Genomic DNA, 26,321 nt, shown 5'->3' with positions numbered 1-26,321 from the left:
GAGACATGACCGACCCGACCACCCCGCGCCCCTTCCCCGCGAACTTCCTGTGGGGCGGCGCGACGGCCGCCAACCAGATCGAGGGCGCCCACGACGCGGGCGGCAAGGGCGTATCCATCCAGGACGTCCTGCCCCGTGGCATCTTCGGCCCGCGCGCCGAGCACCCCACGCCCGACAACCTCAAGCTGGAGGGCATCGACTTCTACCACCGCTACGCCGAGGACATCGCCCTCTTCGCCGAGATGGGCTTCACCGTCTTCCGCTTCTCGATCGCCTGGAGCCGCATCTTCCCGAACGGCGACGACGAACTGCCCAGCGAGGAGGGCCTGGCCTTCTACGACCGCGTCCTCGACGAGCTGGAGAAGCACGGGATCGAACCGCTCGTCACGATCTCCCACTACGAGACACCGCTGGCGCTGGCGGACAAGTACAACGGCTGGGCCAGCCGCGAACTGATCGGCTTCTACGAGCGGTACGTCCGCGTCCTGTTCGACCGCTACGGCCGTCGCGTGAAGTACTGGCTGACGTTCAACGAGATCAACTCGGTGCTGCACGTGCCCTTCATGAGCGGCGCCATCGCGACGCCGAAGGAGGAACTGTCCCAGCAGGAGCTCTTCCAGGCCGTCCACCACGAACTGGTGGCCAGCGCGCTGGCCACCAAGATCGCCCGCGAGACGGTGCCGGACGCGAAGGTGGGCTGCATGGTGATCGCCATGCCCCTGTACCCGCTCACCCCCCACCCCTCCGACGCCCTCGCCGTGATGCACGCCGACCACGCCAACCTGATGTTCGGCGACGTCCACGTACGGGGCGCCTACCCGGGATACGCGCTGCGCCACCTGCGCGAGAACGGCATCGAACTCGACATCACCGACGAGGACCGCGAGATCCTCACGCACACCGTCGACTTCGTGTCCTTCAGCTACTACATGAGCATCTGCGAGACCGCCGACCCCGAGCTGCGCAAGGCGGGCGAGGGCAACATCATGGGCGGTGTGCCGAACCCGACCCTCGAAGCCAGCGAGTGGGGGTGGCAGATCGACCCGACGGGTCTGCGCATCGTGCTGAACCAGTTCTGGGACCGGTGGCAGAAGCCGCTGTTCATCGTCGAGAACGGCCTCGGGGCCAGGGACGAACTGATCCAGGTGGACGGCCGGCCCACGGTGGAGGACGACTACCGCATCGCCTACCTCAACGACCACCTGGTCCAGGTCGGCGAGGCGATCGCCGACGGCGTCGACGTCCTCGGCTACACCTCCTGGGGCTGCATCGACCTCGTCAGCGCCAGCACCGCCCAGATGAGCAAGCGCTACGGGTTCGTCTACGTCGACCGCGACGACGACGGCGGTGGCACCCTCGCACGCCACCGGAAGAAGTCCTTCGGCTGGTACGCCGATGTCATCCGCAGCCAGGGCGCCAGCCTGCTGCGGGGCGACGGGACACCGTAGCCCCGCCCTGCTCCCCGCGAGGCCCAGGAGCACGACTATCCTGCTCCTGGGCCTGGTCAGTAAGGACTCACGCAACGATGCGCGTCAAGAAGATCTTCAACAACAACGTGGTGCTCGGCGTGGACGAGCACGGCGCCGAAACCGTGTTCCTGGGCCGGGGGCTCGGCTTCCAGGTCAAGCCCGGAGACGCGGTGGACGCCGACCGGGTCGAGCGGCAGTTCGTGGCGCAGGCGATGCCCGCCGAGCGTCTCGCCGCCCTGGCCGCCGAGATCCCCCTCGACGAGATCGCGGTCATGGAAGAGGTCGTCGCCGCCGCACGGGCCCGGCTCGGCGAGAAGATCAGCGAACACGTCCTGCTGCCCCTGGCCGACCACGTCCACTTTGCCCTCGCCCGTGCCCGCGCCGGAGCGTCGATCGAGTACCCGCTGAAGTGGGAGATCGAGAATCTCTACCCGGCGGAGACCGAGATGGGCACGGTGGCCCTGGACATCATCGAGCGGCGGCTCGGTGTGCGGATGGACCCGGCCGAGGCACTGCCCCTCGCCCTCCACTTCGTCAACGCCCAGATCGGTTCCGGCGACATCGCGGCGACCGTGGAGATGACGCAGTGGCTGAGGGTCGCGCTCGAGACGATCGGTGAGGACTTCGGCGTCACGATCGACCAGCGCTCCCTGTCGGCGGCGCGCTTCGTCACCCATCTGCGCTACCTCTTTCTGCGCGCCCGGGACGGCAAGCAGTCTCCCGAGGTCGGCGACCAGATCGGCGACGCGATCAAGAACGCCAGACCGCTTGAGTACGCCTGCGCCGAACGGCTGGCGCACCGGATGGAGGAGCTGTTCGACTGGGAGGTCGGCCGGGAGGAGATCCTCTACCTCGCGCTGCACGTCAGCCGGCTGACGGGGCAGTCCGACACGGCGGAGGGGACCCATGCCGGCGCTTAGCGGGGAGCAGGGAGGCGAACAGGGAGGCGAGCAGGGACCGGACGCGATTCTCCGTGGCGTCGGCGGCCGGGAGAACGTCACCCGGCTGACACACTGCTTCGTCCGCCTCCGGTTCAGGCTGCGTGATCCGCAGGCCACCGACCTCGATGCCCTCCGAGCGCATCCTCTCGTCGCCTTCGCCCTGTGGCAGGCGGACGAGCTGCACGTCGCGCCCCGCCGCGACCTCTTCCGGCTGTTCGCGGAGCTCCACGACGCGCTCGGCGACACCGGAACCCCCTGAGCACGGCGACAACCCGGTGGGATCGGCACCCTGTGGACGCCGCCGCCACGGCTCGCAAGCCCGAGCAGCCGGACGACCTCGCTCAGCGGTACGGCGACCGCGTACTGCCCGTCGCCCTCGACGTCACCGACCGGTCGTCACCATCGTCGTCGTCAGTGCTCCTCCCCGGAAGTGTCCTCCGCATCAGATGCCGGTCCCTGTACGCGTCCAGCTCCGGGCGCGGTGAACCAGTCGGCCGGGAGCGCCCCCGGGCTCCCTGTTTGTCCCCCGCTTTGCACTGCGGTACTGCCCTGCGGCTAGTTTGTGTGCAGGAACAGGTACGCGGGCCCGTGGCGACAGAGGTGCACGGGGAACGAGAGGTCGGGAAGAGTGTCGCTGCGCGGAGGTGATCCAGCCGAGATCGGCGGCTATCCGCTTGAGGCGCGGCTCGGTTCGGGAGGCATGGGCACGGTCTTTCTGGCCCGTACCAGCTCGGGACGGCCTGTCGCGATCAAACTGATCCATCAGCAGTTCGCGGGGGACGACGAGTTCCGCATCCGTTTCCGGCAGGAGGTGGCGGCGGCGCGGCGGGTGAGCGGCGCGTTCACCGCCGCCGTGGTCGACGCCGCCCCCGAGGCCGAGCAGCCGTGGATGGCGACGACGTATATCGAGGGACCCACCCTCGCCCAGCACATCGCGGCGAAAGGCCCGCTGAACGGAGCGGAGCTGAGGAGTCTCGCCATCGGGCTGGCGGAGGCGCTGCGCGACATCCACCGCGTGGGGGTCGTCCACCGTGACCTGAAGCCCTCGAACGTGGTGCTCTCGCCCGAGGGCCCGCGCGTCATCGACTTCGGTATTTCGCGCGCCGTGGACCAGGAGACGCTGACGATGACGGGGCGGGTCATCGGTACGCCGCCCTTCATGTCGCCGGAGCAGCTGCAGGCGCCGCGGGGTGTGGGGCCGCGGTCCGATGTCTTCTCGCTGGGCACGCTGCTGGTGTACGCGGCGACGGGCCGCGGGCCCTTCGACGCGGACAGCCCGTACTTGACGGCGTATCAGGTCGTGCACGAGGAGCCGTCGCTGGGTGCCGTGCCGGCGGCCCTGCGCGCGGTCGTCGGGTCGTGCCTGGCCAAGGAGGTCGAGGAGCGCCCCTCGACGGACGAACTCCTCGTGCTGCTCCGGGACTTGCCGGCCGACCTCGGCGGGACCGACGCGGACGGGGTCGGCGCGGGCCACACCCGCGACGAGATCACCCAGCAGCACGTGGCGGTGCGGGCCACCCCGGCACCGACCGACCCGGCCACCGACCCGGCCGGTCCCGATTCAGGGAGTACGGTCACCTCCGTCCGCCGCGGTCTCCGTCGCCGATGGCGGCCCGTGCTCACGGCCGCGGTCGCGGTGGCCGCGATCGGCGGGGGAGCCGCCGTGCTGAGGGCGGGCAGCGCCGGGGAGAACAGCGGCGGCGACAAGCGCAACACCGTCGCGGCGCCGGGTGCCGCGCTTCCGGACGGCTTCGCGCCGTGGCACAGGATTGTGCGGGGCGGCCGTGAGGACATCCCCGACGAGCTGCGCTGCGTCGCGCACGACGAGGCGCTGTTCTGCGGGGGCGGCGGTGTTGTCGCCACGCGTATCAGCGCCTCGGACGGCTCGCGGGCGTGGACGGTGAAGAGTCCTGGCATCCCCGTCCAGGGCGAGCACCTGGTCGGCGCCACCGACGACACGGTGCTCGGTTACCGCAACGCCGCCCAGGACTCCCCGCAGGGCCCGCCCAGCGAGGTGGTGGCCGTCGACGCGGACAGTGGCCGGGAGTTGTGGTCCGTGCCGTCCGGAGCCCAGTCGGCGGCCGTCACGGGCCGGACCCAGGACGCCGTGGTGGTCGGCTCCACCGTGGTGACGGTCAACGCTTCCGACTCCGGCTTCGAGGCCCGGGATGCGCACAGCGGAACGGTCACCTGGCGGACGCCGTTCCCCGCGGGCACCCAGTGCGCTCCCGTACCGGTGGGCGCGCGGCTCCTCGCGATGTGCGCGACGGATACGGAGGCGGACGCCCTGGAGGTGCGCCACCTCACCCTGTACACGGTCGCCCTCGCCTCGGGGACCCTGGGCGCGCCCATCGCGGTGGACGGCCCCGCCGTGCCGATGGGCGTCTCGAACGGCAGGCTCGTGCTCCTTCAAGTACACATGGAGGGAACGGCGTCGGCCGGCTACGACAGGGTGGCGCTGGTCCACCCGGCCTCGCGGAAGGTCACGTACTCCGCGCTGGCCAAGACGTACGAGGGGACGCCCGGTATGGCGGACGGCACCCTCTACATGAGCGGGCAGACCGGTCTCGTCACGGCGCTCGACCCCGCGACCGGCCGGGCGAAGTGGTCCCGGCAGACGAGCGTGGAAGGCGCGTCGGGTCCCGTGGCGGGAGCCGGGGCGCTGTACTTCAGCTCGGCCACCGGCCGGGTGGTCGCGCTGTCGCCGGATGACGGCACACCCCTGTGGGCCACGGATCCGCAGGCCGACGGCCTGACGGGCGAGCAGGGCGCGAGCCCGCGTGTGACCGTCGTGGGGCGTGCGGTGATCGTGGCCGCGGCCCAGAACACTCTCTTCGCCTTCGACACGCGGAAGCCGCCGAAGGCGGGCTGACCCCGGGGAACGAGCCGAGACACCGCCCCGGACGCCCGGTGCGTGACGGAGCTCGGTCCCGTTCTGGCGCCGCCTGCTCCGCGGTGGTCACCCGCGCGACCGTCAACGACCGTCCCGTCGCGATGACCTCCAGCGGCTCCGGCGACCTGTCCGTGTGGGACATGACCACCCACCGGCTGCGCCGGCGGAACGACCCGGCCGCTCAGTGTCAGCACGGTCGCCCGTCACGCGGCCACGGGCGCGTCGCAGAAGATGCCTCGCCAGCAACATGCCACAGGCCCCCAGAAGGAGCACTGAGACAACCCTCAGCCAGGGCTCGGTGCCGCCACTGGCCGCTGTCCATCCGCAGGACAGGATGCCCAAGCCCATCCAGCCCGGGCTGTCGTCAGAGTGCCTCTCGTGTCGCGACATATCCGTCCCCCTCCGCCTTCAGTAAAAACCGTCTCCACCCTCGCGATCCGCGCCCGCGGCTCCTTCAGTGTGGCGGATGTGACGTACGGACAGTTCCGGGGCCCATGTCGAACGTGGCAGGTGGAGGGAGAGCACGAGTCGATAAAGATGAATGGTCGGTGAAACTTTCGAGGACATTCCCACATCCAGGAAGTTAATATGAAGGGGGCCGTCGCGAGCTGCTTCCCCCCGGTCAGCGCAACGTCAGCCACCTCAGAACGCTGTCGCCTCCCGGAGTGGAAAAAATGAGTCTGCGTACCGTCGTCCCCGTTCCCGTCCGCAGAAGAATCATGGCGGCTCTGCCGCCGGAATACGCGGACAAAGTACGGGTAGCGGCGCTCAACGGGGGTCCCAGGAAGCGGACTCGGCGTGTTCTGCAGATGCGCCGCGCCAGCGCCCAGTCCCGTGCACTGCTCGGTTCGACGGGGGACATCAAGGTCGCGCACATCGGCAGCCGGGCATGGGTCTGCCATGTCGAGGACGGGGTCAGCGCGGAGGAGGCACGGCGGCGCAACCTCGCGCTGGTCGCCGACGCGCTGGAGAACGAGGGCATCGAGTACTGGGTGCTCGACAGCGGGAACCGGCCGCGCGTCACCATCGGCGCCCGCCAGGAGGACCGCGCCCGCGCCCTGGCCGCACTGCGGTCCGTGTACGCGCGCAGCGCCGTCTACGCCGGTGACCTGACCAGGTCGGCCGGGCGCAGCAGGCTGGTGGCCACACTGCCCGACACCGAGACCGGCACCCGGGGTGTGCGGGTGTTCCGGGTCTATCTGTCGTCCTCGGGGACCGCGTCGCTCGGTGCCAAACACGCCTGCGAGCTGGAGTTCTGGGACACCGACGAGGAGGACGGCTCGCTGGTCGCGCCGGTCTCGAACCGGACCGCGCCACGCGTTCCCGCCGCCGATCTGATCCCCGCCGTACTGCCGGTCGGAGACCGCGCCTTCCCGACGCTCCAGCCGTTCTCCGGGCCTCATCTGTTCGACGTCACCTTCCCCGTCGACGCCGTCTACACCTGGGTCGACGGCAGCGACCCGGCGTGGCGGGAGCGCAAGTCGCGGACGATGGTCTCGCACGGGCTCGGGCAGCTCAACGAACAGGCGGCCAACGACTCGCGCTTCACGAGCCGCGACGAACTCCTGTACTCCCTGCGGTCGCTGGAGAAGTTCGCCGGATTCATCCGCAATGTCTTCATCGTCACCGACGACCAGGTCCCGGCCTGGCTGAACACCGCGCACGAGCGGATCCGGGTCGTCTCGCACAAGGAGATCTTCGGCGACGCGGGTCGGCTCCCCACCTTCAACTCGCATGCCATCGAGACCCGGCTGCACCACATCGAGGGCCTGGCCGAGCACTACCTCTACCTCAACGACGACATGATCTTCGGCAGGCCGGTCACCGCCGAGAAGTTCTTCCACGCCAACGGACTGAGCAAGTTCTTCCTGTCGAAGGCCCAGCTGGAACTGGGGGCGCCGAGCCCCGAGGACCTGCCGGTGATGGCGGCGGCCAAGAACAACCGCGACCTCATCGAGGCCGCGTTCGGGCGCGTGCCGCGCAACAAGTTCAAGCACACGCCCTACCCGCAGCAGCGCAGTGTGCTCATGGAGCTGGAGGAGAAGTACCCGGAGATCTTCGCCGAGACGAGCAAGCACCAGTTCCGGCACGCCGGTGACTACGCCATCCCCTCGTCGCTCGTGCACTACTACGCGTACATGACCGGGCGGGCCATGCCCAGCAACATCCAGTACACGTACCTGGACCTCGCCAGTCCCGACACCCCCGCCCGGCTGCGCAGGCTGCTGGCCCGCCGAGACATGGACGTCTTCTGCGTGAACGACACCGACTCGGGGCCCGAGGAGTTCGAGGCGCAGGAGAAGTACCTCTCCGCCTTCTTCGACGCGTACCTGCCCGAGCGCGGTTCGTTCGAACTCTGAGCGGCGGCGAGCGGGGCGAAGCCGACGGCCGTACGCCGTGTCAGGCTCTGTCGGAACGGGAGCGGGAACGGGAGCGGATCGCGGGGGCGCCTCAGCAGGGTTCCGAACGCGGGCGTGGCCGAGCGCCGGATTGGCGATGCGTCGGCCACGCCCTGCACCAGGGGCGCGAGGAGTCTGCCGTCATGCCGAAAGGGAACCGCCCATGTAGTGGTGAAGACGTTCGTCCTCAACTTCTCGCTGTGCCCCGGACCCGTGGAGACGAAGTTCTTCGAGGCGATCGGCGCCCGCGACGCCGCCGTCGCCGGCAGCTTCACCACAACCCGAGCCGGTCGTCCGCTCGGCGCCGGCGGCCCTCGACCGCGACCGTGCGTATGTGACCCCCGGGCTGGGCAACGCGCTCGCGGCGCATCTGACACCCCGCCGGCCGCGCACCCCGGTGGTCTGGGTGGGCGAGCGGATCTGCCGCAAGGCACTGAGGCCGGGACGTCCCGCCCCGGGACTGGGGCCCGCCCCCGGGCGGAGACGAGTACCGCTCACTCATGTTCCACGGCGGGTTCCGGATCGGACGGGGGATCGGACGGGGGACCGGCGGGCGAGCGGCCCTCGCCGTAGCGGACCGTCGACTCGTCCTCCTGCGCGAGCCGGCGCAGCGCCATCAGGGCCGGTTCCAGCAGGAAGGTCAGCAGCACCGCCCGCTCGGCCTTCTCCAGCGGGTCCGTGAAGTGCTGGAGCTCGTCCAGGTCGTGCCGCGCCGTCTCCTCCGCCAGCCGGGCGTACGGCAGCAGGTGCCGCCAGTCGTAGTCCATGCCCAGTGAGCGCAGGGTCCGTACGGTCTGGTCGATGATCTGCCGGGCCGGGTTGTAGTCCGAGACCGTCCAGCCCATCGCGTCGACCAGCGCGCCGGCCTCCGGGCTCGACCCGGCGGGGTTCTCGCCTTCGGCCGTCTCGGGTGCGCCGGTGTCCGAGGGCCAGATACCGAAGACCAGCCCGAGTGTCCGGTGCGTGTCGGTGTGGTCCTCGGCGAGCATGTCCAGGACCTTCTTGGTCGCCGCGACGGACAGCCCGCGGACCCCGATGAGCGCGCGGATCAGGCGCAGCCGTTTGAGGTGCGACTCGTCGTACTCCGCCTGGGTCGCCCCCGTGGCGCGCCCGGCGGGCAGCAGCCCTTCGCGCAGGTAGTACTTGATCGTCGCGTTGGGTACACCGCTGAGACGGCTGAGTTCCGAGATCCTCATATGCTTCTCCGCTCTTCCGCTGGCGATTGGTGAGTGGCACTGTCTAATATGGACAGTGCCACTCACCAATCGTGGAGGCGAGACTACCGTGCCAACTCTTCCCTGGGTCAAACCGAACCCGGCCCGCCCTGACACCAGTGCCTTCGTCATGGCCTCCCGGCTCGAGGTGCGCTCCAAGAAGGACGTCCCCCGCTTCTTCCTGAAGTCCCTCTCCGCGTGGGGCCAGGTCCGCAAGGCGCCGGGAGCGCTCGGCGCCTCCCTGGAGGCCCAGTTGTTCAGCGGGGTCTTCTACACCCTGTCCGCGTGGGAGAGCCGGGACGCGCTCTACGCCTACGCCAGGGCGGAACCCCACAAGAGCATCATGATCGGCCTGCGCGCCACGATGCGGGACTCGACCTTCACCTTCTGGGAGGTTCCGGCCGATCAGCTGCCGATCGACTGGAAGGACGCCAAGCGGCACATCGAGGAGCAGGCGCGCAAAGACGCGGCGAACGGCCCTCGCGCCGCCCGCTGAACGCCTGCCCCGAGGTCGCCTCCGCCCTCGGGCCGGGCTCCGTCTCTGTCGGGGGAAGTGTCGTGGGAGTCACCGCCCGGCGGTGACTCCGCGGCGCCCGGCTCGTCGGGTGCGACAGGACGCACCACAGGTACGCAGGACGCGCCGCACCCGTTCCGGGGTGCGGCGCTTTCGTCGTTGTGCGCGACGCGCGGGCCGCGGAAAAAGGCCGGGGAGGAAGAGAGGTGCCGAATCGGATGACAATGAAAACGATTGTCGATAGCGTGGCGTCCAGTCACGGTGCGCGGCCCTCCGGCAGAGGGCCGCCGCCCCGTCGTGCTTTCTCAACCAGCCTGTGAAGAGGGGTAGTTGTGTCTCATCTGCTGATGGTCGAGAGCTGGGTCGGGTCAATGAGCCGGCTGTTGCCCCGGGCGATCAGGGAGGGCGGACACGCATTCACCTTCCTCACCCGCGATCTCCACCATTACCTGCGCGCGGCCCCGGAGGGCACCGCGCATCCGCTGCTCGGCGCCCGCCATGTGCTGACGGCGGAGACCAACGAGACCGACGCACTGACGGACTTCGCCGCGCGCGCCCACGAAACCCTCCGGTTCACCGGGGTGATCACCTCCTGCGACTACTACCTGCCTGCCGCGGCCCGGATCGCCGCCAGGCTCGGACTGCCGGGCCCCTCCGCCGAGGCCGTCGAGAACGCCTGCCGCAAGGACGCGACCCGCCGGATCCTGGCCGAAGCCGGGCTGCCGGGACCGGAGTTCGCGGTCTGCGAGGAGTGGGCCGAGACCGCCGCCGCGGCCCGGGAGATCGGCTATCCGCTGGTCCTCAAGCCCGTCGACCTGTGCGCCGGCATGTACGTACGGCGCGTGGACGACGAAGCCGGACTGGCAGCCGCTTACCACGCGCTGGCCGCCTTCCCCGTCAACGCGCGCGGCCGGCGCCGTACGCCCGTGGTGCTGCTCGAAGAGCTGCTCGACGGGCCCGAAGTCAGCGTCGAGACCGTGTCGTTCGGCGGCACGGCGCACGTGATCGGAGTGACCGACAAGAGCGTCGGCGCGGCACCGGCCTTCGTCGAGACCGGCCACATGTTCCCCGCCGCGCTCGACCCGGCGGACGAGGCCGCCGCCCGTGACACCGCGCTGTACGCGCTGAAGGCCCTCGGCCTCGACGACATCGTCGCGCACACCGAGATCAAACTGACCTCCGGCGGACCGCGGGTGGTCGAGGTCAACCCCCGCCCGGCCGGCAACCGCATCACCGAACTGGTCCGCCACGTCACCGGGATCGACCTCGCCGCCGCCTGCGTGGACGTCGCCCTCGGCCGCGAGCCCGATCTGCGGCCCCGGCCCACCGGACTGCGCAGCGCCGCCATCGGCTTTCTGGTGCCGGACACCGAAGGGGAGCTGGAGGCGATCGACGGCGCCGACGCCCTGCGCGCGGAACCCGGGCTGCTGGAGGTCCAACTCGCCGACCCCGGAAGGGCGGTGAGAGCGGCACAGAGCAACAACGACTACCTCGGGCACATCATGGCCGGCGACCCCGACGGCCCCGGCGCCCGTGACCGGGTGGCCGCGCTGCTGGCGGGACTCGGGCCGCGGGTGGTGACCCGATGACCCCCACGATCCCCATGCCCTCCGGGCCTCCCACGACGACGGCCAGGATGCCCGCCGCCACCGCCACCGCCGCAACCTCAGCCGCCACCTCGTACGACGACCTCCTCGCCCGCGTCCTCGCCGGTGAACTCGGCCCCGACCCGCGCACCCGCCGCGTCTCCGTCGCGTTCACCACCCGTCAGGCCGTACGTCACGAGGGCCGCTCCACCGGCTACCGCAACGAAGTACTCAGCCTGCGGCTCGCCGAAGCCGTCGGCTCCTGCGCGGTCGAGCCCGGCACACTGCCCGACGGCGCGCTCGACGACTGCGTCGGCGCCGACATCGCCCGGCTGCTGGCGCACGAGCTGACGCCGGTACGGGTCGCCGCGCTCGACGCGTATCTGATGCACATCCTCCCGCACGCCCCCACCACCGGCGCCCGCTCCTGCCCGCTGCCGGCCGGCGGTTCGCTGGACAAGTCCCGGTCCCGCGCCCGGGCCGTCGCCGGACTGCTCGACGCGGCGGCCCCGGGACGTACGACCGTCCTGGTCGTGGGGGTGGTGAACTCCCTGCTGGCGGCGGTACGGGAGCGCGGATTCACCTGCGTACCGTGCGACCTCAAGGGCGGTACGACGGAGTGGGGCGAGCCGGTGAGGACCGACGCGCTCGCCGAACTGGAGCGCTGCGACGCCGTACTGGCCTCGGGCATGACGCTCGGCAACGGCACCTTCGAGCCGCTGCGCGCCCATGCCCTGCGCCACGGAAAGCCCCTGGTGATGTTCGCCCAGACCGGCAGCGCGGTCCTGCCCCGGCTGATCGGCGCCGGTGTCAGCGCGGTGTGCGCCGAGCCGTACCCGTTCTTCTGGCTGGACGGCGGACCCGGGACGATCCACCTGTACGGAGCGGATGCCGCCGCGGTCGTCACCGAGGGCGCCGCCGGGGCCGCCCTGTGACCACCGCCGTACTGCGCCCCGCGGGCAACCGGGAGCTGCTCGCGCTCCTCGGACGGACCCCGCTCGCCCGCGTCACCGTCGATCTGCCCTGCCCGCAACCCGGCTTCTGGGCCAAGCTCGAAGGGCTCGGCGCGGGCGGCATGAAGGCCCGCGCCGCCGTGTCCATGCTCCTGGGCGCCGAGGAGCGCGGCGAACTCCGCCCGGGAGCACCCGTGGTGGAGTCCACCTCCGGCACGATGGGCCTCGGCCTCGCCTACGCCGGTCAGGCGCTCGGGCATCCGGTCGTCCTGGTCGGTGACGCCGAACTCGAACCGTCCATGCGGCAGTTGCTGCGCGCCCACGGCGCCCGCCTCGAACTCGTCGACCGCCCGGCCGCGCACGGCGGCTGGCAGGCCGCCCGGCTGGACCGGCTGCGCGACGTGCTGGCGCGGCTGCCGGACGCGTACTGGCCCGACCAGTACAACAACCCCGACAACAAGGCCGGTTACGCCTCCCTCGCCGCCGAACTGACCGCACACCTCGACCATCTCGACATTCTCGTGTGCAGTGTGGGCACCGGGGGCCACAGTGCCGGCATCGTGGGACCGCTGCGCGGATACTGGCCGGGCCTGCGGCTGATCGGTGTGGACGCCACCGGTTCGACGATCTTCGGCCAGCCCGCCGGACCCCGCCTCATGCGCGGCCTCGGCAGCAGCATCCATCCCCGCAATGTCGCCTACGAGGCGTTCGACGAGGTCCACTGGGTCGGTCCGACGGAGGCGGCGGACGGCTGCCGGCGGCTGGCGCGGGGCAACTTCGTCAGCGGCGGCTGGAGTACGGGCGCGGTCGCGCTCGTCTCGGCGTGGGCCGCCCGCGTCCACCCGGGCGCGGTCGTCGCCACCGTCTTCCCCGACGGCCCGCACCGCTATCTCGGCAGTGTGTACGACGACGACTTCGCCGCCGCCCACGGGCTCGACCCCGCGGGCGCGGCCACCCGCCCCGTGGAGATCCCGCACCCGCGGGCCGCGGTGGCCACCGGCTGGGCGCGATGCGGCTACGTGACCGACCCGACGAGGGACCACCGGGGGGAGGAGGCCGGGTGAAGCTCGCCCATCGCACCGTACGGCTCCAACTCGCCGAACCCCTGCGGATATCCCGCTCCACCATGGCGGCCAGGGACGCGGTATGGGTCTTCATCGAGCACGAGGGGCGGTGCGGCCGGGGAGAGGCGGTCGCCAGCGCGTACCAGGGCCTCGACGCGCACACCATCGAACGGCTGCTGGCGTACCAAGTCGCCCCGGAGATAGGCGCGTTCGGTGACCCCGAGAGCGCGCTGGACACACTGCGCGCCCGGAACACACCGCACGCCCGGCACCCGGCCGTACGGGACACACCGTCGTCACCGACCCTGCCCCCGGCGGTCACCGCCGCCGTCGAGTCCGCGCTGCTCGACCTCGTCGGCAAGCGGGCCGGTCTCCCCGTGCACCGCCTCCTGGGCACCCGTACCCCGCCCCGCGCGGCCACCGCCCGTACCATCGGCATCACCTCGCCCGGCGGCGCCGCGGCCCGCGCGGCCCGCCTCGCGCACGCCGGATTCTCCGTCATCAAACTCAAGGCGGGCTCGGCCGACCCCGAGGACGATCTCGCGCGCGTACGGGCCGTCCGCGCCGCCGCTCCCCACGCGCGGCTGCTCGTCGACCCCAACGGCGGCTGGCGCGCCGAGGAGGCCGGCGTCCTGCTGGGACGCTGCGCCGAACTCGGCGTCGAAGCGGTCGAACAGCCCATCGCCCCCGGCGACCCCGAGGCGCTGGCCCGGCTCGCCGAACGCGCGCCCCTGCCCGTCATCGCCGACGAGGACGCCGTCGGCCTCGACGACGCCCGCCGCCTCGCGGGGCGGGTCCAGGGCGTCAACGTCAAGCTCGCCAAGTGCGGGGGTGTCACCGCCGCGCTGCGCATCGCCGAGCTGATCGACGGCAGCGGCACGGAGCTGATGCTCGGCTGTCTGACGGCCAGCACCCTCGGGATCGCCCCGGCCGTCCACCTCGCCGGGCGCGCCCGCTGGATCGACCTGGACGGACATCTGCTGCTAGCCCGGGACCCGTGGTCCGGCATCGGCGGCGGGGACGGAACCGTACGGGCGAGCGGCCACCCCGGTCTGGGCGTACGGCCACGTGTGGCGCGGCACACCGCACCCGGCGAACCCACCGCGGCCGACCGCACCCACCACACCCACCACCTCATGAAGGACCAACCGTGAAGACCTGGCGCGAGATACGCGCTTTCCCGCTCGCGATCCGGCTTCTCCTGGTCAATCAGCTCGGCGTCAACATCGGCTTCTACCTCCTCATCCCCTATCTCGCCCTGCACCTGAGCGACGATCTCGGGATGTCGGCCGCCGTCGTCGGCATCGTGCTGGGCGTACGCAACCTCAGCCAGCAGGGCCTGTTCCTCATCGGCGGCTCCGCCGCCGACCGGCTGGGCGCCCGTGGGGTCATCATCGCCGGCTGCGCCCTGCGCACCGTGGGCTTCGGCCTCTTCGCGCTCGGCGACGGGCTGCCCGTCCTGCTCGCCGCATCCGTGCTCAGCGGGCTCGCCGGGGCGCTCTTCAACCCCGCCGTACGCGCCTACCTCGCGCGGGAGGCGGGGGAGCGCAAGGCCGAGGCGTTCGCGCTCTTCGGTGTCTTCGCCACCACGGGCGCGCTGATCGGACCGCTGCTCGGCAGCGCCCTGCTGCTGGTGGACTTCCGTACGTCCGCGCTCACAGCGGCCGGCATCTTCGCGCTGCTGACCGCCGCCCAGGCGCTGGTACTGCCGGCGCGCCCGGCCACCCCGTCCACGAACAGCGTCCTCGGCGACTGGCGCGAAGTGGTCCGCAACCGGGCGTTCCTGGCCTTCTCCCTGGCCATGGTCGGCATGTTCACCCTGGAGAACCAGCTGTATCTGCTGCTGCCCGCCGGCGCGCGGGCCGCCACCGGCTGGGACGGCGCGGCCGGGGCCGTCTTCCTCGTCGGCACCCTCGCCAACCTCTGGCTCCAGCTCCGCGTCACCCGGGCGCTGAAGGCGCGCGGCGCCCGGGCGCGGTGGATCGGTGCGGGGCTCCTGCTGATGGGGCTCGCCTTCGTACCGCCGATGACGGTCGCGGGCGGCGGGGGAGCCACGGCCGGGGCGGGCACCGCGCCGCGTGTGCTGGCCCTGCTGCCCGTGCTCGCCGGGGCGCTGCTGCTGTACGTGGGGATCATGGTCGCGCAGCCGTTCGTGATGGAGCTGATACCCGACTTCGGCAGGCCCGAGCTGACCGGCACGTACTTCGGTCTCTTCTACGTGGTCTCGGGCATCGCGGCGGCGCTGGGCAACACACTCGTCGGCTGGGCGATGGACACCGGCGAGAGCGCGGCGGCGCACTGGCTGCCCTGGGTGTGCTGTCTCTTCTTCGGCCTGGTCTCGGCGGCCGGCGTCGGCGCGCTGCACCGGCTGAGGGCGCTGCCCACCGGTTCCGCGGCCGTACCGGCGACGGTGTAGGGGGATACGGGATGACAACGGAACACACCGAAGCGCGGCACACTCCCACCCGGCACACCGGCACCCCAGCCGCCCGCAACCTGCTCACCGACCATCCCGCGCTGTACGAAGCGCGCTTCCCCGACCCCGAACGCCTCGCCGGACGCTGGGCCGAGGACCGCCTGCGCCGGTACGGAGCCGGGCCGCGCGTCCTCGACCTCGGCTGCGGCACCGGCCGCGACGCCGCCCATCTGCACCACGCGGGCCACCGCGCGGTCACCGGCGCCGATCTGTCCGACGCGATGCTGGAGTACGCCCGCGCCCACCATCCGGGACCGCGGTACGTCCGGGCCGACCTGCGCGCCTTCGACCTGGGGAAGGGCGCCTTCGACGCCGTGGTGTGCCTGGACAGCGCGCTGCTGTACTGCCGTACCAACGACGAACTCGACGGGCTCCTCTCCTCCTGCCGGCGCGCGCTGGCCCCCGGCGGCCTGCTCGTCGCGGAGATGCGCAACGGCGCGTACCACCTGGGCCGCACGGACCTGCTCGACACCCCCGTCCAGCACACCTTCACCTGGCGGGGCACCGTCCACCGTTCCACCACCACACTCTCCGTCGACCGGGCCGCGCAGCTGCTGCGCCGCCGCCGTATCTGGACCGCCGACGACGGCTCGCCCCCCGTCGAGCAGTGCTCCGCGTGGCGGCTGCTCTTCCCCCAGGAGCTGCGGTACGTGCTCGCCCGGCACGGCTTCGAGGTGCTCGGCCTGGACGACGGGCCGGGGCCCCGTACCGAACCGCCGTGGCACGAGGGGGCCGGCGGGCCCGGCACCGCGGACGGCGACCGGCTGCATGTGACAGCGCGCCGCACCACTTCAACGACCTTCTAAGGAAGCGGACATGACCCACCACACGCACCTCCCCGGCCCGCACCGCCGGAGCCTGCTCACCGCCGCCGGAGGCCTCGCCGCCGGGCTCGGCGCGCTCGCGCTCACCGGCTGCTCGGGCCAGGACACCCCCCGTACCTCCTCCGACAACAACAGCGGCGGAAAGCCGAGACGCGGCGGGCGGCTGCGCGCCGCCTTCGCCGGCGGCGGCGCCAGCGAGACACTCGACCCGCATCTGAGCAACCTCTTCGCCGATGTCGCCCGCGCCAAGGCGCTCTTCGACAAGCTCGCCGACTACGGACCCGATCTCGCCGCGCGACCGCGCCTGGCCGAGAAGTGGGAACCCAACGCGCGCCTCGACCGGTGGAAGGTCACCCTGCGCGAGGCGGCCTTCCACCACGGCAAGCCGGTGACGGCCGCCGACGTCCTGTACAGCTACCGCCGGATCGCCGACCCGAAACAGGCGTTCCGCGCCAGGGCGTCCCTGGAACCCATCGACCTGACCGCCAGCAGGGCGCCGGACGACCGCACCGTCGAGTTCGTCCTCAAGCGGCCGACCGCCGAATTCCCCAATGTGCTCGCGGCGTTCGGCGCGTACATCGTCCCGGAGATCTCAGGACCGGCGGACTTCGACAAGAAGCCCGTCGGCAGCGGCCCCTTCCGCCTCGTCTCCTTCGCCCCTGGCCGTTCCGCGCTCTTCCGGCGCAACGACGACTACTGGGACGGCCCGCCGCACCTCGACGAGCTGGAGATCGTCGTCGCCAACGAGGAGTCCGCGCGCGTCAACGCGCTCCTCGGCGGCCAGGTCGAGTACGCGCACGAACTCAACCCCGCCACCGCCCGCGCCCATGAGAACAAGGGGCGGATCGAGATCGTGCGGCTGCGCAACAGCGCCATGCAGGCGTTCGCCATGAAGACCGACCGGCCGCCGTTCGACGACCGGCGGGTCCGCGAGGCGTTCTTCCTGATCGCCGACCGCGAGGAACTGGTGGCCGGAGCGCTGTCCGGGGCGGGCGAGATCGGCAACGACCTGTTCGGCAAGGGGTACGAGTACTACGCCGACGGCCTGCCCCAGCGCACCCAGGACCTCGACCGCGCCCGCGCCCTGCTGAAGAAGGCGGGCGCCGACGGCCTGCGGGTCACCCTCGACACCTCGCCGGTGGCGGCCGGATTCACCGAGGCCGCCACCGTCTTCCGGGACCAGGCGGCGAAGGCCGGGGTGAGGATCGAGGTGCGCACGGGCAGCAAGGACAGCTACTGGAAGGACATCCTCGACTCCGGGACGCTGTGCAGCTACCGGTCCGGGGCCATGCCCATCGAGTCGCACATCTCCCAGCGCCTGCTGACCGATTCGACGACGAACGCGACCAAGTGGCACCACCAGGACTTCGACGACCTCTACCAGCAGGCGCAGTCCACCGGGGATCCCGCCCGCCGGGCCGCCGTCTACGTGCGCATGCAGCGCCGGCTCCATGCCGAGGGCGGCTTTCTGATCTGGGGATTCGCCGACTGGATCCTGGGAACGTCCCCGAAGGTGAAGGGAGTTGCCCCCCAAGCACCGGCCAACACACTGGACTGGGCACGCTTCGACAAGGTGTGGCTGGCGTGAGACGGGACGGTCCTGCCTTCACACCGCTCCGGAGCTGGACCGCGCGACGGCTGCTCCTCGGGACGGCGCAGACCGCGGCCGTGGTGCTGCTCGTCTTCGTCCTCACCGAGGCGCTGCCGGGCGACGCCGCCGTGGCGCTCGCCGGTGACCAGCCCGATCCGGCGCGCATCGCCGCCATCCGCGAGGCGATGGGGCTGGACCGGCCCGCGTACGTACGTCTGCTGGACTGGACGGCGGGGCTGGCGCACGGCGATCTCGGCACCTCGCTGGCCTCGGGCCGGCCCGTCTCCTCGTACCTCGCCGACGGCTACGGACCGACCCTGCTGCTCGCCGCCCTCACCGTGACACCGCTGGTGCCGCTCGGTGTCGGCCTGGGGGTGCTGGCCGCCCGTTACGAGGGGCGTCTGCCGGACCGGCTGGTCAGCTCGGTGACGCTGGGCGTCTACGCCGTACCGGAGTTCGCCCTCGGCACCCTGCTGATCACACTCTTCGCGCTGCGCCTGGAGTGGCTGCCGCCGACCGCGTTGGGGTACGGCACGGATCTGCTGTCCCATCCGGCGGCGCTGGTGCTGCCGGTGCTGATCCTGCTGTCGCGGCCGGTGTGTTCCCTGACCCGGCTGGTGCGGGCGGGCATGATCGACGCGCTGGCGTCACCGTACGCCGCGCAGGCCAGGCGGTACGGGATCGCCGGGGCCCGGGTCCGCTACGCGCACGCCCTGCCGAACGCGATCGCACCGGCGGTGCAGCAGCTGGCGCGTACGGTCGACTGGCTGCTCTGCGGTGTGATCGTGGTGGAGGCGCTGTATGTGATCCCGGGGCTGGGGACCGTACTGATGAACGCGGTGGCGGAGCGCGATGTGCCGGTGGTGCAGGGGCTGGCGGTCGTCTTCGGGGTCACCACCGTCGTCCTCAATCTGGGGGCGGATCTGGTGGCGCGCAGGCTGACGCCGCGGGCGGGGATGGCGGCGTGAGCGCGCGACCTGGCGCCGGTGGGGGCGCGGTGCGGGTGGCGGCGGCCGTACTCTTCGCCGTTCCGGCCGTACTGGCCGTGTGCGGACCGCTGTGGGCGGGGGAACCCGGCCCGCGCGGCACGTCCTTCACCACGGGCGGCGGCCACTGGCTGGGGACGGACTTCGTGGGGCGCGACGTGTGGCGCCTGGTGCTGCTGGGAGGCCGCCCCGTACTGCTGACCGCCCTGGCGGCGACGGCCCTGACGTACACGGTGGCGCTGCCGCTGGCCCTCACCGCCGCGCTCACGCACCGCCGCCGGCTCGAAGAGCTGCTGATGCGGCCGCTGGACGTGCTGCTCGCCGTGCCGTCGCTGCTGATGATCCTGCTGGTCTCGGCCGTGCTGGCGCCCGGTCCCGTGGGTCTCGCGGTGCTGGTGGCGCTCGTCAACATCCCGGACGCGGCCAGGATCGTACGGGCCGCGGCGGCGGAGGCGGCCTCGCGTCCGGCGGTCGAGGCGCTGCGGATGCAGGGGGAGACCTGGTGGCGTACGGCGGTCGGCTATGTCGGCAGATCGACCGCCCGCACCGTGGCCGCGGACATGGGAGTGCGCCTGACGGGCGTGCTGTATCTGGTGTCGACAGCGGCCTTCCTGGGCGTGGGAGTCGCTCCGGACGCGGCCGACTGGGCGGTGATGGTGGACCGCAACCGTACGGGGCTGTTCCTCCAGCCCTGGGCCGTGGTGGTGCCGGCCCTGCTGATCGTCGCCCTGACGATGGGCGGCAATGTGCTCTTCGACGCCGTGCGGGACCGGCGGCCGGCCGTGGACGAGAGGCACCAGTGAACGCGATCGCCGAGGTCAGGGACTTGAGGGTGGAGATTGGAGGCGGCGCGGGCCGGGTGGGCCGTGCGATCGTCGACGGGGTGAACCTGCGCGTCGAGCCCGGCAGGATCATCGCGCTGGTGGGCGCCTCCGGCAGCGGCAAGACGACGACGGGCCTGGCCCTGCTGGGCGAGTTCCCGGCGGGGGCGAGGGTGACGGGCGAGGTACGGGTGCCGGACGGGCTGGTCGGATACGTACCGCAGCACCCGGCCGCGGTGCTGAATCCGGCGCGCCGGGTGGACGCGCTGCTGCGGGACATCGCGCGGGGCGGGCGGGGGGAACCGCGCCGCCGCGACCGGAGAGCGACGGCGCGTGCACGGGTGCGCCAGGCGCTTCGGGACGCCCAGCTCGACCCGTCCGAGGCCCTGCTGAGCCGCTATCCCCATCAGCTGTCGGGCGGCCAGCAGCAGCGGGTGGTGCTGGCGCAGGCCCTGCTGCTGGGCGCCCGGGTGCTGGTGGCGGACGAGCCGACGACCGGCCAGGACCCGCTGACGAAGAGGCTGATCGCCGAGCAGCTGGCGGCGGTGGCGCGCCGGGGCATGGGGGTGCTGCTGCTCACCCATGACCTGGGCATCGTCAGGGAGTTGGCGGACGAGGTGCTGGTGATGCGCGGCGGAAGAGTGGTGGAGTCGGGACCGCCGGAGCGGCTGTGGGAACGGCCGAGGGACAGCTGGACGAAGGAACTGCTGTCGAGCGAGGACGAGGCGACGGCGACGGTGAACGCGCCGGCGGAGCCCGGAAGGACGGTCCTGGAGGCCCGGGGCATCACGGTGGGACACCGCGGCGGGCGGCACACCGCGCTGACACTGCGCGGAGCCGCCCTGACGGTGCGCGAGGGCGAGTTCCTGGCGGTGGTGGGCCGCTCGGGCAGCGGGAAGACGACCCTGGCCCGCTGTCTGGCGGGGCTGCACCGGGACCACGAGGGGGAGGTACTGCTGGACGGCGTCCCGCTGCCGCGCAGTGTGCGGGCCAGGAGCAGGGAGCAACTGGCGGCGGTGCAGTACGTGTTCCAGGACGTGCGCGCGGCGTTCGACGAGTACCGCCCGGTCCTCGACCAGGTGGCCCGTACGGCCGTACGGCTGCGGAACACGCCCGCCCCCGAGGCCCTGGCCGAGGCACTGACCACGCTGAACGCGCTGGGCCTCGATGACGATGCGGTACGCCGGCGCCCAACGGACCTGTCCGGCGGCGAACTTCAGCGTGCCGCCCTGGCCCGCGCGCTGCTGGCCCGCCCCCGCGTACTGATCTGCGACGAGATCACGTCCGGGCTCGACACCGTCACCCGCCGCTCCCTCCTGTCCCTCCTCGCCACGCTGCCGCACACCCACAACGGTCTGTCCCTGGTCCTCATCACCCACGATCCGCACACCGCGGCCCGGGCCCACCGGGTCGTCCGGCTGACGGACGGGGTGTGCCGGAGCGATCCGCCTAGGGCGTGTTGAGAAAGTAGCGCCGTCCGCCCGTAGGGCGGGCCTGGCGGCGTCTGGTGCGTGCGATCGCAAGGCGGAGGGGCGCCCCAGTACTGGACGTACTGGGGTGATCCCGACAACGCGGCGAGCGTGCGTGCCAGGCGTCGCCTGGCAGGCGGGACTTTCTCAACACGCCCTAGGGCCAGGTGAGCAGTGCGCGGGCGGTGGGTTCGTCGACGACGAGGGTGTTCAGGATCCCGGAGCGGAGAAGCGCCGAGATGGCGTCGCGCTTGGTGGGTCCCCCCGCGACGCCGATGACGTTGTCGATGGCGCGGAGATCCTGGAGCGAGATGCCGATCCTGCGGTCGTCCAGGCCGCGCAGCGCCTGGCCCTCGGCGTCGAACATGAGGGCGCAGGTCTCGGCCGCCACGCCGGAGGCCAGCAGCGCTTCCCGCTCGGCCGGGACGAGCCGGTCGTACACCTGTGACTCCGGCGGAGTCCACGAGCCGACCGAGACGACGGCCCGGGTCACCTTGCGGTACTGGGCGATGGTCGACTTGACGCCGGGCTGACGGCGGAGCGACTCGGCGGAGTCGGGGTCGGGCGTGATCATCGGGGCGTAGATGGGATGGGCCCGGCCCCCGCTGACCGAGGTGATGCGGCCGAGTATCTCCAGGCCCGTCTGCTGGACCGTGCCGGTCAGCCCGGTGAGCTGGACGACGTCGCACGGCGGCAACCGGGCCAGATGGTCCGCGATGTGACTGACCGTCCGCCCGCTGTCGAGGCCGAGGACATCGTCCTTGGTGACCGTCTCGGCCAGGACGCCGGCGGCCACTCTGCCGAGGCGGTCGTGGATCTGCGCGCGGTCCGCCTCCTCGTCGCCGGTCTCGTCGACCCGTACCGCGTACGCGTGCCGCAGCCCGAACCGTCCGGCGAGGGCGTCGGAGACCTCCGGCGCGATGAGGGCGCTGGGCTTGATGGTGATGGTGACCAGGCCCGTCTCCAGCGCGGCGTCCAGCAACCGGCCCGTCTTGAACCGGGAGATGCCGAGGCGCTCCGCGATCTGAACCCGGGTCAGACCGCCCAGGTAGTACAGGCGCGCGACGCGCCCCATGAGTTCCACATCTCTTGTCCCGGCCATGACGTCATCCTGCCCTAATGTGAGTCGAGTCAGCAAATGAGTGCTCACATGAGCAATGCATTGACGTGTGAGCAATCCGGGGTCAGCATGGCACCACTCGCCACGGGAGGCGGGGAGAACGCCCCAGCCATCGTTGCCTCGGGGAAGGAGCCGTGATGGATAGCGACGGAGCAATAGCAGCCGCGCCCGCCATGCTGGAATGCCGGGAGCTGTACAAGTCCTTCGGCGGCGTGCCGGTCCTCAAAGGAGCCGGTCTCGCCCTGCAGCCGGGGACGGTCACCGCCCTCGCCGGGGAGAACGGCGCCGGCAAGTCGACCATGATGAAGATCGCCTCGGGCCAGCTCAGGGCCGACCGCGGCGTCGTACACGTCCGCGGGGAGCGGCTGACCGCGGGCGACCCCAAGGCCGCCCACCGGCTCGGGGTCGCGATCGTGCCGCAGGAGCTGGCCTCCATCGACGACATGACCGTCTACGAGAACCTGTTCGTCGGCCACGAGACCCGCACACGCCTCGGGCTGCTGGACCGGCAGGCCATGATCGCCGCCGCCCGCAGCGCCCTGGACGTCTTCGAGGTCGGGATCGAACCGACCACGCGGATGTCCCGGCTGCCGGTGGGACTGCGCCAGATCGTGGAGATCGTCAAGTGCACCCACCGCGGTGCGAAGGTCCTGCTGCTCGACGAGCCGACCTCGGCCATCGCCAAGCACGAGGTCGACAGCCTGTACACACTGATCAGGCGCCTCAGGTCGACCGGCGTGGCCGTGATGTACACCACGCACAAGATGGAGGAGATGCGGGCGCTCGCCGACCGGGTGGTGGTCCTGCGCGACGGCACCCTCGTCGCCGACCGGAGCATGGCCGAGGTGAGCGACGACGACATCGTGACCGCCATGATCGGCCGCGATCTGGAGAGCCTCTTCCCCCCGGTGCGGCCCCCCGCCGCCGAACCGGTCCTGGAGGTCCGCGACCTGCGGGTCACCGGCAGCCCGGCACCGGTCACCCTCACCGTCCGCAAGGGCGAGATCCTCGGCCTCGCCGGTCTCGTCGGCGCCGGGCGCACGGAGCTGCTGGAGAGCATCTTCGGGGCGCGCTCCGACGACGGCGGAACGGTCTCCGTGGACGGCACCCCCGTGGCACGGCGCACCCCGGCAGGATCGATCCGCAGCGGGATCGCGTTCGTACCGGAGGACCGCAAGGGCGCCGGGGCCGTGCTGTCCATGAGCATCCTCGACAACGCCACACTGCCCCGCCTCGCGGACTTCAGCATCGCCGGCTGGCTCAGGAACTCCGCCCGTACCAGCAAGATCGACAAGGCCATGGAGTCGGTACGGCTGCGCAGCCGCGGCACCGGCCAGTCCGTCGGCACCCTGTCCGGCGGCAACCAGCAGAAGGTCGTGATCGCCCGCTGGCTCACCAGCGACGTCCGCGTACTGCTGCTGGACGAGCCCACCCGGGGCGTGGACGTCGGCGCGCGGTCGGAGATCTACCGGATCATCGCCGACCTGGCCGCCGAGGGCATGGCCGTGGTGATGGCCTCGTCCGACATGCCGGAGATCCTCGGTCTCTCCCACCGGGCGCTGGTCCTGCGCGGCGGCGCCGTCGCCGCGGAGCTGGACCGCGAGCAACTCGACAGCGCCGATGTACAGGCCACCATCTTCCGGATCGCGGCCGGTCTGGCGGGCAGTGGGACGACTGCCGCACCGGCCGGCCGCCCCGCCCCATCGCCGGCGGACACACCATCCCCCTCACCGGGCAAGGACAACGCCTCATGACCGCACTCTCCACCCACGACACCTCCCCGGGCCCCTCGGCGCCGGACGGGCAGGGCAGCCGCATCAGCGCCGCCTGGCTGAAGGCCATGGCGCTGCGGTACTCGATGTTCCTCGTACTGCTGCTGGTGATCGGCTACTTCTCGTACCGCAGCGCCCGGTTCGGAACGGTCGACAACCTCCAGACCATCCTGATCGCCGCGGCCCCGTTCGCGCTGATCGCCCTGGGCCAGACCCTGGTGATCCTCACCGGGGGCATCGACCTCTCCGTCGGCTCGGTCATCGCCGCCTCGGGGATGACCGCGGCCTGGACCGCGAAGAACTACCCGGGCAACCTGTTCCTGCCCATCGTGGCCGCCATGCTGGTCGGGCTGGTGGCGGGGTCCGTCAACGGATTCCTCGTCTCCCGGCTCAACGTGCCACCGTTCATCGCCACCCTCGGCATGCTCACGGCCGGCAGCGGGATCGCGTACGTCATCGGCGGCGGTGCGCCCATCAGCGGGCTGTCGTCCGACTTCGGGAAGATCGCCAACTCCAGCTTCCTGGGCCTCAAGGTCCCGGTGATCGTCATGATCGTCGGAATCGTCGTCCTCGCGGCGATCATGCGCAGGACGGCCTACGGCCTGCGCGTCTACGCCGTCGGCGGCAACCGCGTGGCCTCCGAGATCGCCGGCGTCAACGCCCGCAACGTGCTCTTCAGCGTCTACGCGATCTCCGGGATGCTCGCCGGCCTCTCCGGGGTCATGCTCGCCTCCCGGGTGATCTCCGGCGCCCCCGACCTCGGCCGGGGGTACGAACTCGACGCCATCGCGGCGGTCGTCATCGGCGGCGCCAGCCTGATGGGAGGCCGCGGCACGGTCTTCGGCACCGTCCTGGGCCTGCTGCTCATCCAGACGCTCAACAACGGCCTGGACATCCTGACGGTCCCCGCCTACTGGCAGAACGTGATCAAGGGCGTCCTGATCGTCGCGGCGGTCGCCGTCGACACCTGGTCCGCCCGCCGACGCGTCACCTAGCGGTACGCCGCGACTCGTAAGCCGTACGCGTTGAGCCCCGAGCCCCGCGCCCCCGCACCTTCTCCGCCACTTCCTCCTCCGTGCTGCCCGTGTGCCCGCACGCCCGTACCAGCAAAGGAAAAAAGAGCCATGAACCGTCCCGCCAGAAACAGAATCCTCACCGGTATCGCCGTCTCCGGCATGGCCGTCGGCCTCGTGGCCTGTGGCGCCGGGGACCCGGCCAAGAACTCCGGCGGCAACGACGCGGACCGCCGTCTGCGCGTCGGTGTCACCGTCTACAACATGTCCTCCTTCATCACCGAGGGCAAGGAGGGCATGGAGACCTACGCCAAGGCCAACAACATCGAGCTGGTCTGGAACTCGGCCAACAACGACGTCTCCACTCAGGCCAACCAGGTCGACCAGCTGATCAACGCAGGCGTCGACGCCATCATCGTCGTCCCCGTGCAGGCCGACTCCCTGGCCCCGCAGATCGCCGAGGCCAAGAAGAAGAAGATCCCCGTCCTCGCCGTCAACGCCGAACTCAACAGCAGCGACCTGGCCGCGAGCGTGCAGCCGGACGATGTCGCCGCCGGCGCCCAGGAGATGGAGATGATGGCGAAGAAACTGGGCGGCAAGGGCAACATCGTCGTCCTCCAGGGTCCGCTCGGCGGCTCGGGCGAGATCAACCGCGGCAAGGGCATCGACAAGGTCCTGGCCAAGTACCCGGACATCAAGGTCCTGGCCAAGGACACCGCGAACTGGAAGCGGGACGAGGCCGTCAACAAGATGAAGAACTGGATCTCCGCCTTCGGCGGAAAGATCGACGGCGTCGTCTCCCAGAACGACGACATGGGCCTGGGCGCCCTCCAGGCGCTCAAGGAAGCCGGCCGGAACGTCCCGATCGTCGGTATCGACGGCATCCAGGACGGCCTCAACGCGGTCAAGGACGGCAGCTTCATCGGCACGTCGCTCCAGAACGGCACCGTCGAGCTCTCCGCCGGACTCGCCGTCGCTGACAAGATCGTCCGCGACGAGAAGGTCTCCACCGAGCCCGTCTACATCATGCCCGCCATCACGAAGGACAACGTCGGGGTCGCCATCGAGCACGTCGTCACCGGCCGGTCGGACTTCCTGGCCCAGCTGCCGAAGATGACGGAGGAGAACCTCAAGACGGGCGACATCGCCTACGAGGGCATCCCCGGCCAGAAGCAGCAGTGATTCCCCGCGGGAAGCAGACCGGGCGCGACCGCCC

General features: G+C 71.4%; 21 protein-coding genes and 1 pseudogene. 20 read left to right on the top strand and 2 right to left on the bottom strand.

Annotation, left to right across the window (positions count from 1 at the left end):
- Window positions 1-5 precede the first annotated feature (5 nt).
- The 6 genes and pseudogenes from AB0389_RS02330 to AB0389_RS02305 all read left to right on the top strand — a co-directional run bounded on the left by AB0389_RS02330 (window position 6) and on the right by AB0389_RS02305 (window position 7,663).
- A complete protein-coding gene (locus tag AB0389_RS02330) occupies window positions 6-1,448 on the top strand; it encodes a glycoside hydrolase family 1 protein (protein WP_366393405.1) in 1,443 nt (480 codons plus the stop codon).
- A gap of 77 nt (window positions 1,449-1,525) precedes the next feature.
- Window positions 1,526-2,389, top strand: coding sequence for a PRD domain-containing protein (locus tag AB0389_RS02325; RefSeq protein ID WP_366393404.1), 864 nt, complete (start codon window positions 1,526-1,528; stop codon window positions 2,387-2,389).
- Window positions 2,376-2,669 (top strand): PTS transporter subunit EIIB, encoded by a 294-nt coding sequence (locus AB0389_RS02320; RefSeq protein WP_366393403.1) that lies wholly within the window; start codon window positions 2,376-2,378, stop codon window positions 2,667-2,669. The genes AB0389_RS02325 and AB0389_RS02320 overlap by 14 nt, the downstream gene beginning before the upstream one ends.
- A 44-nt stretch (window positions 2,670-2,713) precedes the next feature.
- A pseudogene (locus AB0389_RS02315) lies at window positions 2,714-2,806 on the top strand (short-chain dehydrogenase/reductase); the annotation flags it as partial.
- 232 nt (window positions 2,807-3,038) lie between these two features.
- Window positions 3,039-5,282 carry a protein kinase gene (locus AB0389_RS02310; protein WP_366393402.1) on the top strand — a complete coding sequence of 748 codons (2,244 nt, stop codon included), beginning with the start codon at window positions 3,039-3,041 and terminating at the stop codon, window positions 5,280-5,282.
- 830 nt (window positions 5,283-6,112) lie between these two features.
- The gene (locus tag AB0389_RS02305; protein ID WP_366393401.1) at window positions 6,113-7,663 is read left to right on the top strand and encodes a stealth conserved region 3 domain-containing protein; all 1,551 of its coding nucleotides are present in this window, start codon (window positions 6,113-6,115) and stop codon (window positions 7,661-7,663) included.
- Between the two features lie 533 nt (window positions 7,664-8,196).
- Here AB0389_RS02305 and AB0389_RS02300 read toward each other — a convergent pair.
- Window positions 8,197-8,898 carry a MerR family transcriptional regulator gene (locus AB0389_RS02300; RefSeq protein WP_366393400.1) on the bottom strand — a complete coding sequence of 234 codons (702 nt, stop codon included), beginning with the start codon at window positions 8,896-8,898 and terminating at the stop codon, window positions 8,197-8,199.
- Window positions 8,899-8,986: 88 nt separating this feature from the next.
- On the opposite strand from AB0389_RS02300, the gene AB0389_RS02295 reads away from it, so the two are divergent.
- The 11 genes from AB0389_RS02295 to AB0389_RS02245 all read left to right on the top strand — a co-directional run bounded on the left by AB0389_RS02295 (window position 8,987) and on the right by AB0389_RS02245 (window position 21,194).
- Complete coding sequence (locus AB0389_RS02295; protein ID WP_366393399.1) at window positions 8,987-9,412, top strand: DUF3291 domain-containing protein; 426 nt, start codon at window positions 8,987-8,989, stop codon at window positions 9,410-9,412.
- Between the two features lie 350 nt (window positions 9,413-9,762).
- Window positions 9,763-11,019 carry an ATP-grasp domain-containing protein gene (locus AB0389_RS02290; RefSeq protein WP_366393398.1) on the top strand — a complete coding sequence of 419 codons (1,257 nt, stop codon included), beginning with the start codon at window positions 9,763-9,765 and terminating at the stop codon, window positions 11,017-11,019.
- A gap of 47 nt (window positions 11,020-11,066) precedes the next feature.
- Complete coding sequence (locus tag AB0389_RS02285) at window positions 11,067-11,951, top strand: DUF364 domain-containing protein (RefSeq protein ID WP_366393442.1); 885 nt, start codon at window positions 11,067-11,069, stop codon at window positions 11,949-11,951.
- Window positions 11,948-13,033 carry a cysteine synthase family protein gene (locus tag AB0389_RS02280; RefSeq protein WP_366393397.1) on the top strand — a complete coding sequence of 362 codons (1,086 nt, stop codon included), beginning with the start codon at window positions 11,948-11,950 and terminating at the stop codon, window positions 13,031-13,033. The genes AB0389_RS02285 and AB0389_RS02280 overlap by 4 nt, the downstream gene beginning before the upstream one ends.
- Window positions 13,030-14,187, top strand: coding sequence for a dipeptide epimerase (locus AB0389_RS02275; RefSeq protein WP_366393396.1), 1,158 nt, complete (start codon window positions 13,030-13,032; stop codon window positions 14,185-14,187). The genes AB0389_RS02280 and AB0389_RS02275 overlap by 4 nt, the downstream gene beginning before the upstream one ends.
- On the top strand, window positions 14,184-15,449 hold the full coding sequence (locus AB0389_RS02270) for an MFS transporter (protein WP_366393395.1): 1,266 nt from the start codon (window positions 14,184-14,186) through the stop codon (window positions 15,447-15,449). The genes AB0389_RS02275 and AB0389_RS02270 overlap by 4 nt, the downstream gene beginning before the upstream one ends.
- Window positions 15,450-15,460: 11 nt before the next feature.
- Window positions 15,461-16,315: a class I SAM-dependent methyltransferase gene (locus AB0389_RS02265; protein WP_366393394.1), complete on the top strand. Its 855-nt coding sequence runs from the start codon at window positions 15,461-15,463 to the stop codon at window positions 16,313-16,315.
- Window positions 16,316-16,325: 10 nt separating this feature from the next.
- Window positions 16,326-17,921, top strand: coding sequence for an ABC transporter substrate-binding protein (locus tag AB0389_RS02260; protein ID WP_366393393.1), 1,596 nt, complete (start codon window positions 16,326-16,328; stop codon window positions 17,919-17,921).
- Window positions 17,918-18,892: an ABC transporter permease gene (locus AB0389_RS02255; protein WP_366393392.1), complete on the top strand. Its 975-nt coding sequence runs from the start codon at window positions 17,918-17,920 to the stop codon at window positions 18,890-18,892. The genes AB0389_RS02260 and AB0389_RS02255 overlap by 4 nt, the downstream gene beginning before the upstream one ends.
- Window positions 18,889-19,713, top strand: coding sequence for an ABC transporter permease subunit (locus AB0389_RS02250; protein WP_366393391.1), 825 nt, complete (start codon window positions 18,889-18,891; stop codon window positions 19,711-19,713). The genes AB0389_RS02255 and AB0389_RS02250 overlap by 4 nt, the downstream gene beginning before the upstream one ends.
- A 29-nt stretch (window positions 19,714-19,742) precedes the next feature.
- Window positions 19,743-21,194: an ATP-binding cassette domain-containing protein gene (locus AB0389_RS02245; RefSeq protein ID WP_366393390.1), complete on the top strand. Its 1,452-nt coding sequence runs from the start codon at window positions 19,743-19,745 to the stop codon at window positions 21,192-21,194.
- A 163-nt stretch (window positions 21,195-21,357) separates the two neighbouring features.
- Here AB0389_RS02245 and AB0389_RS02240 read toward each other — a convergent pair whose 3' ends face one another.
- Entirely contained in the window at window positions 21,358-22,302 is a 945-nt protein-coding gene (locus AB0389_RS02240) for a sugar-binding domain-containing protein (RefSeq protein ID WP_366393389.1), read from the bottom strand.
- Window positions 22,303-22,457: 155 nt separating this feature from the next.
- Between AB0389_RS02240 and AB0389_RS02235 the strand changes: the two genes are divergently transcribed.
- The 3 genes from AB0389_RS02235 to AB0389_RS02225 all read left to right on the top strand — a co-directional run bounded on the left by AB0389_RS02235 (window position 22,458) and on the right by AB0389_RS02225 (window position 26,287).
- Window positions 22,458-24,074, top strand: coding sequence for a sugar ABC transporter ATP-binding protein (locus AB0389_RS02235; RefSeq protein ID WP_366393388.1), 1,617 nt, complete (start codon window positions 22,458-22,460; stop codon window positions 24,072-24,074).
- Complete coding sequence (locus AB0389_RS02230) at window positions 24,071-25,087, top strand: ABC transporter permease (RefSeq protein ID WP_366393387.1); 1,017 nt, start codon at window positions 24,071-24,073, stop codon at window positions 25,085-25,087. The genes AB0389_RS02235 and AB0389_RS02230 overlap by 4 nt, the downstream gene beginning before the upstream one ends.
- A 129-nt stretch (window positions 25,088-25,216) precedes the next feature.
- Window positions 25,217-26,287, top strand: coding sequence for a substrate-binding domain-containing protein (locus tag AB0389_RS02225; RefSeq protein WP_366393386.1), 1,071 nt, complete (start codon window positions 25,217-25,219; stop codon window positions 26,285-26,287).
- Window positions 26,288-26,321: the final 34 nt, after the last annotated feature.

Origin of the sequence: Streptomyces sp. NPDC093109, from assembly GCF_040701725.1 — a bacterium.
GTDB lineage: Bacteria > Actinomycetota > Actinomycetes > Streptomycetales > Streptomycetaceae > Streptomyces.
This window is presented reverse-complemented; position numbering and strand designations above follow the sequence as displayed.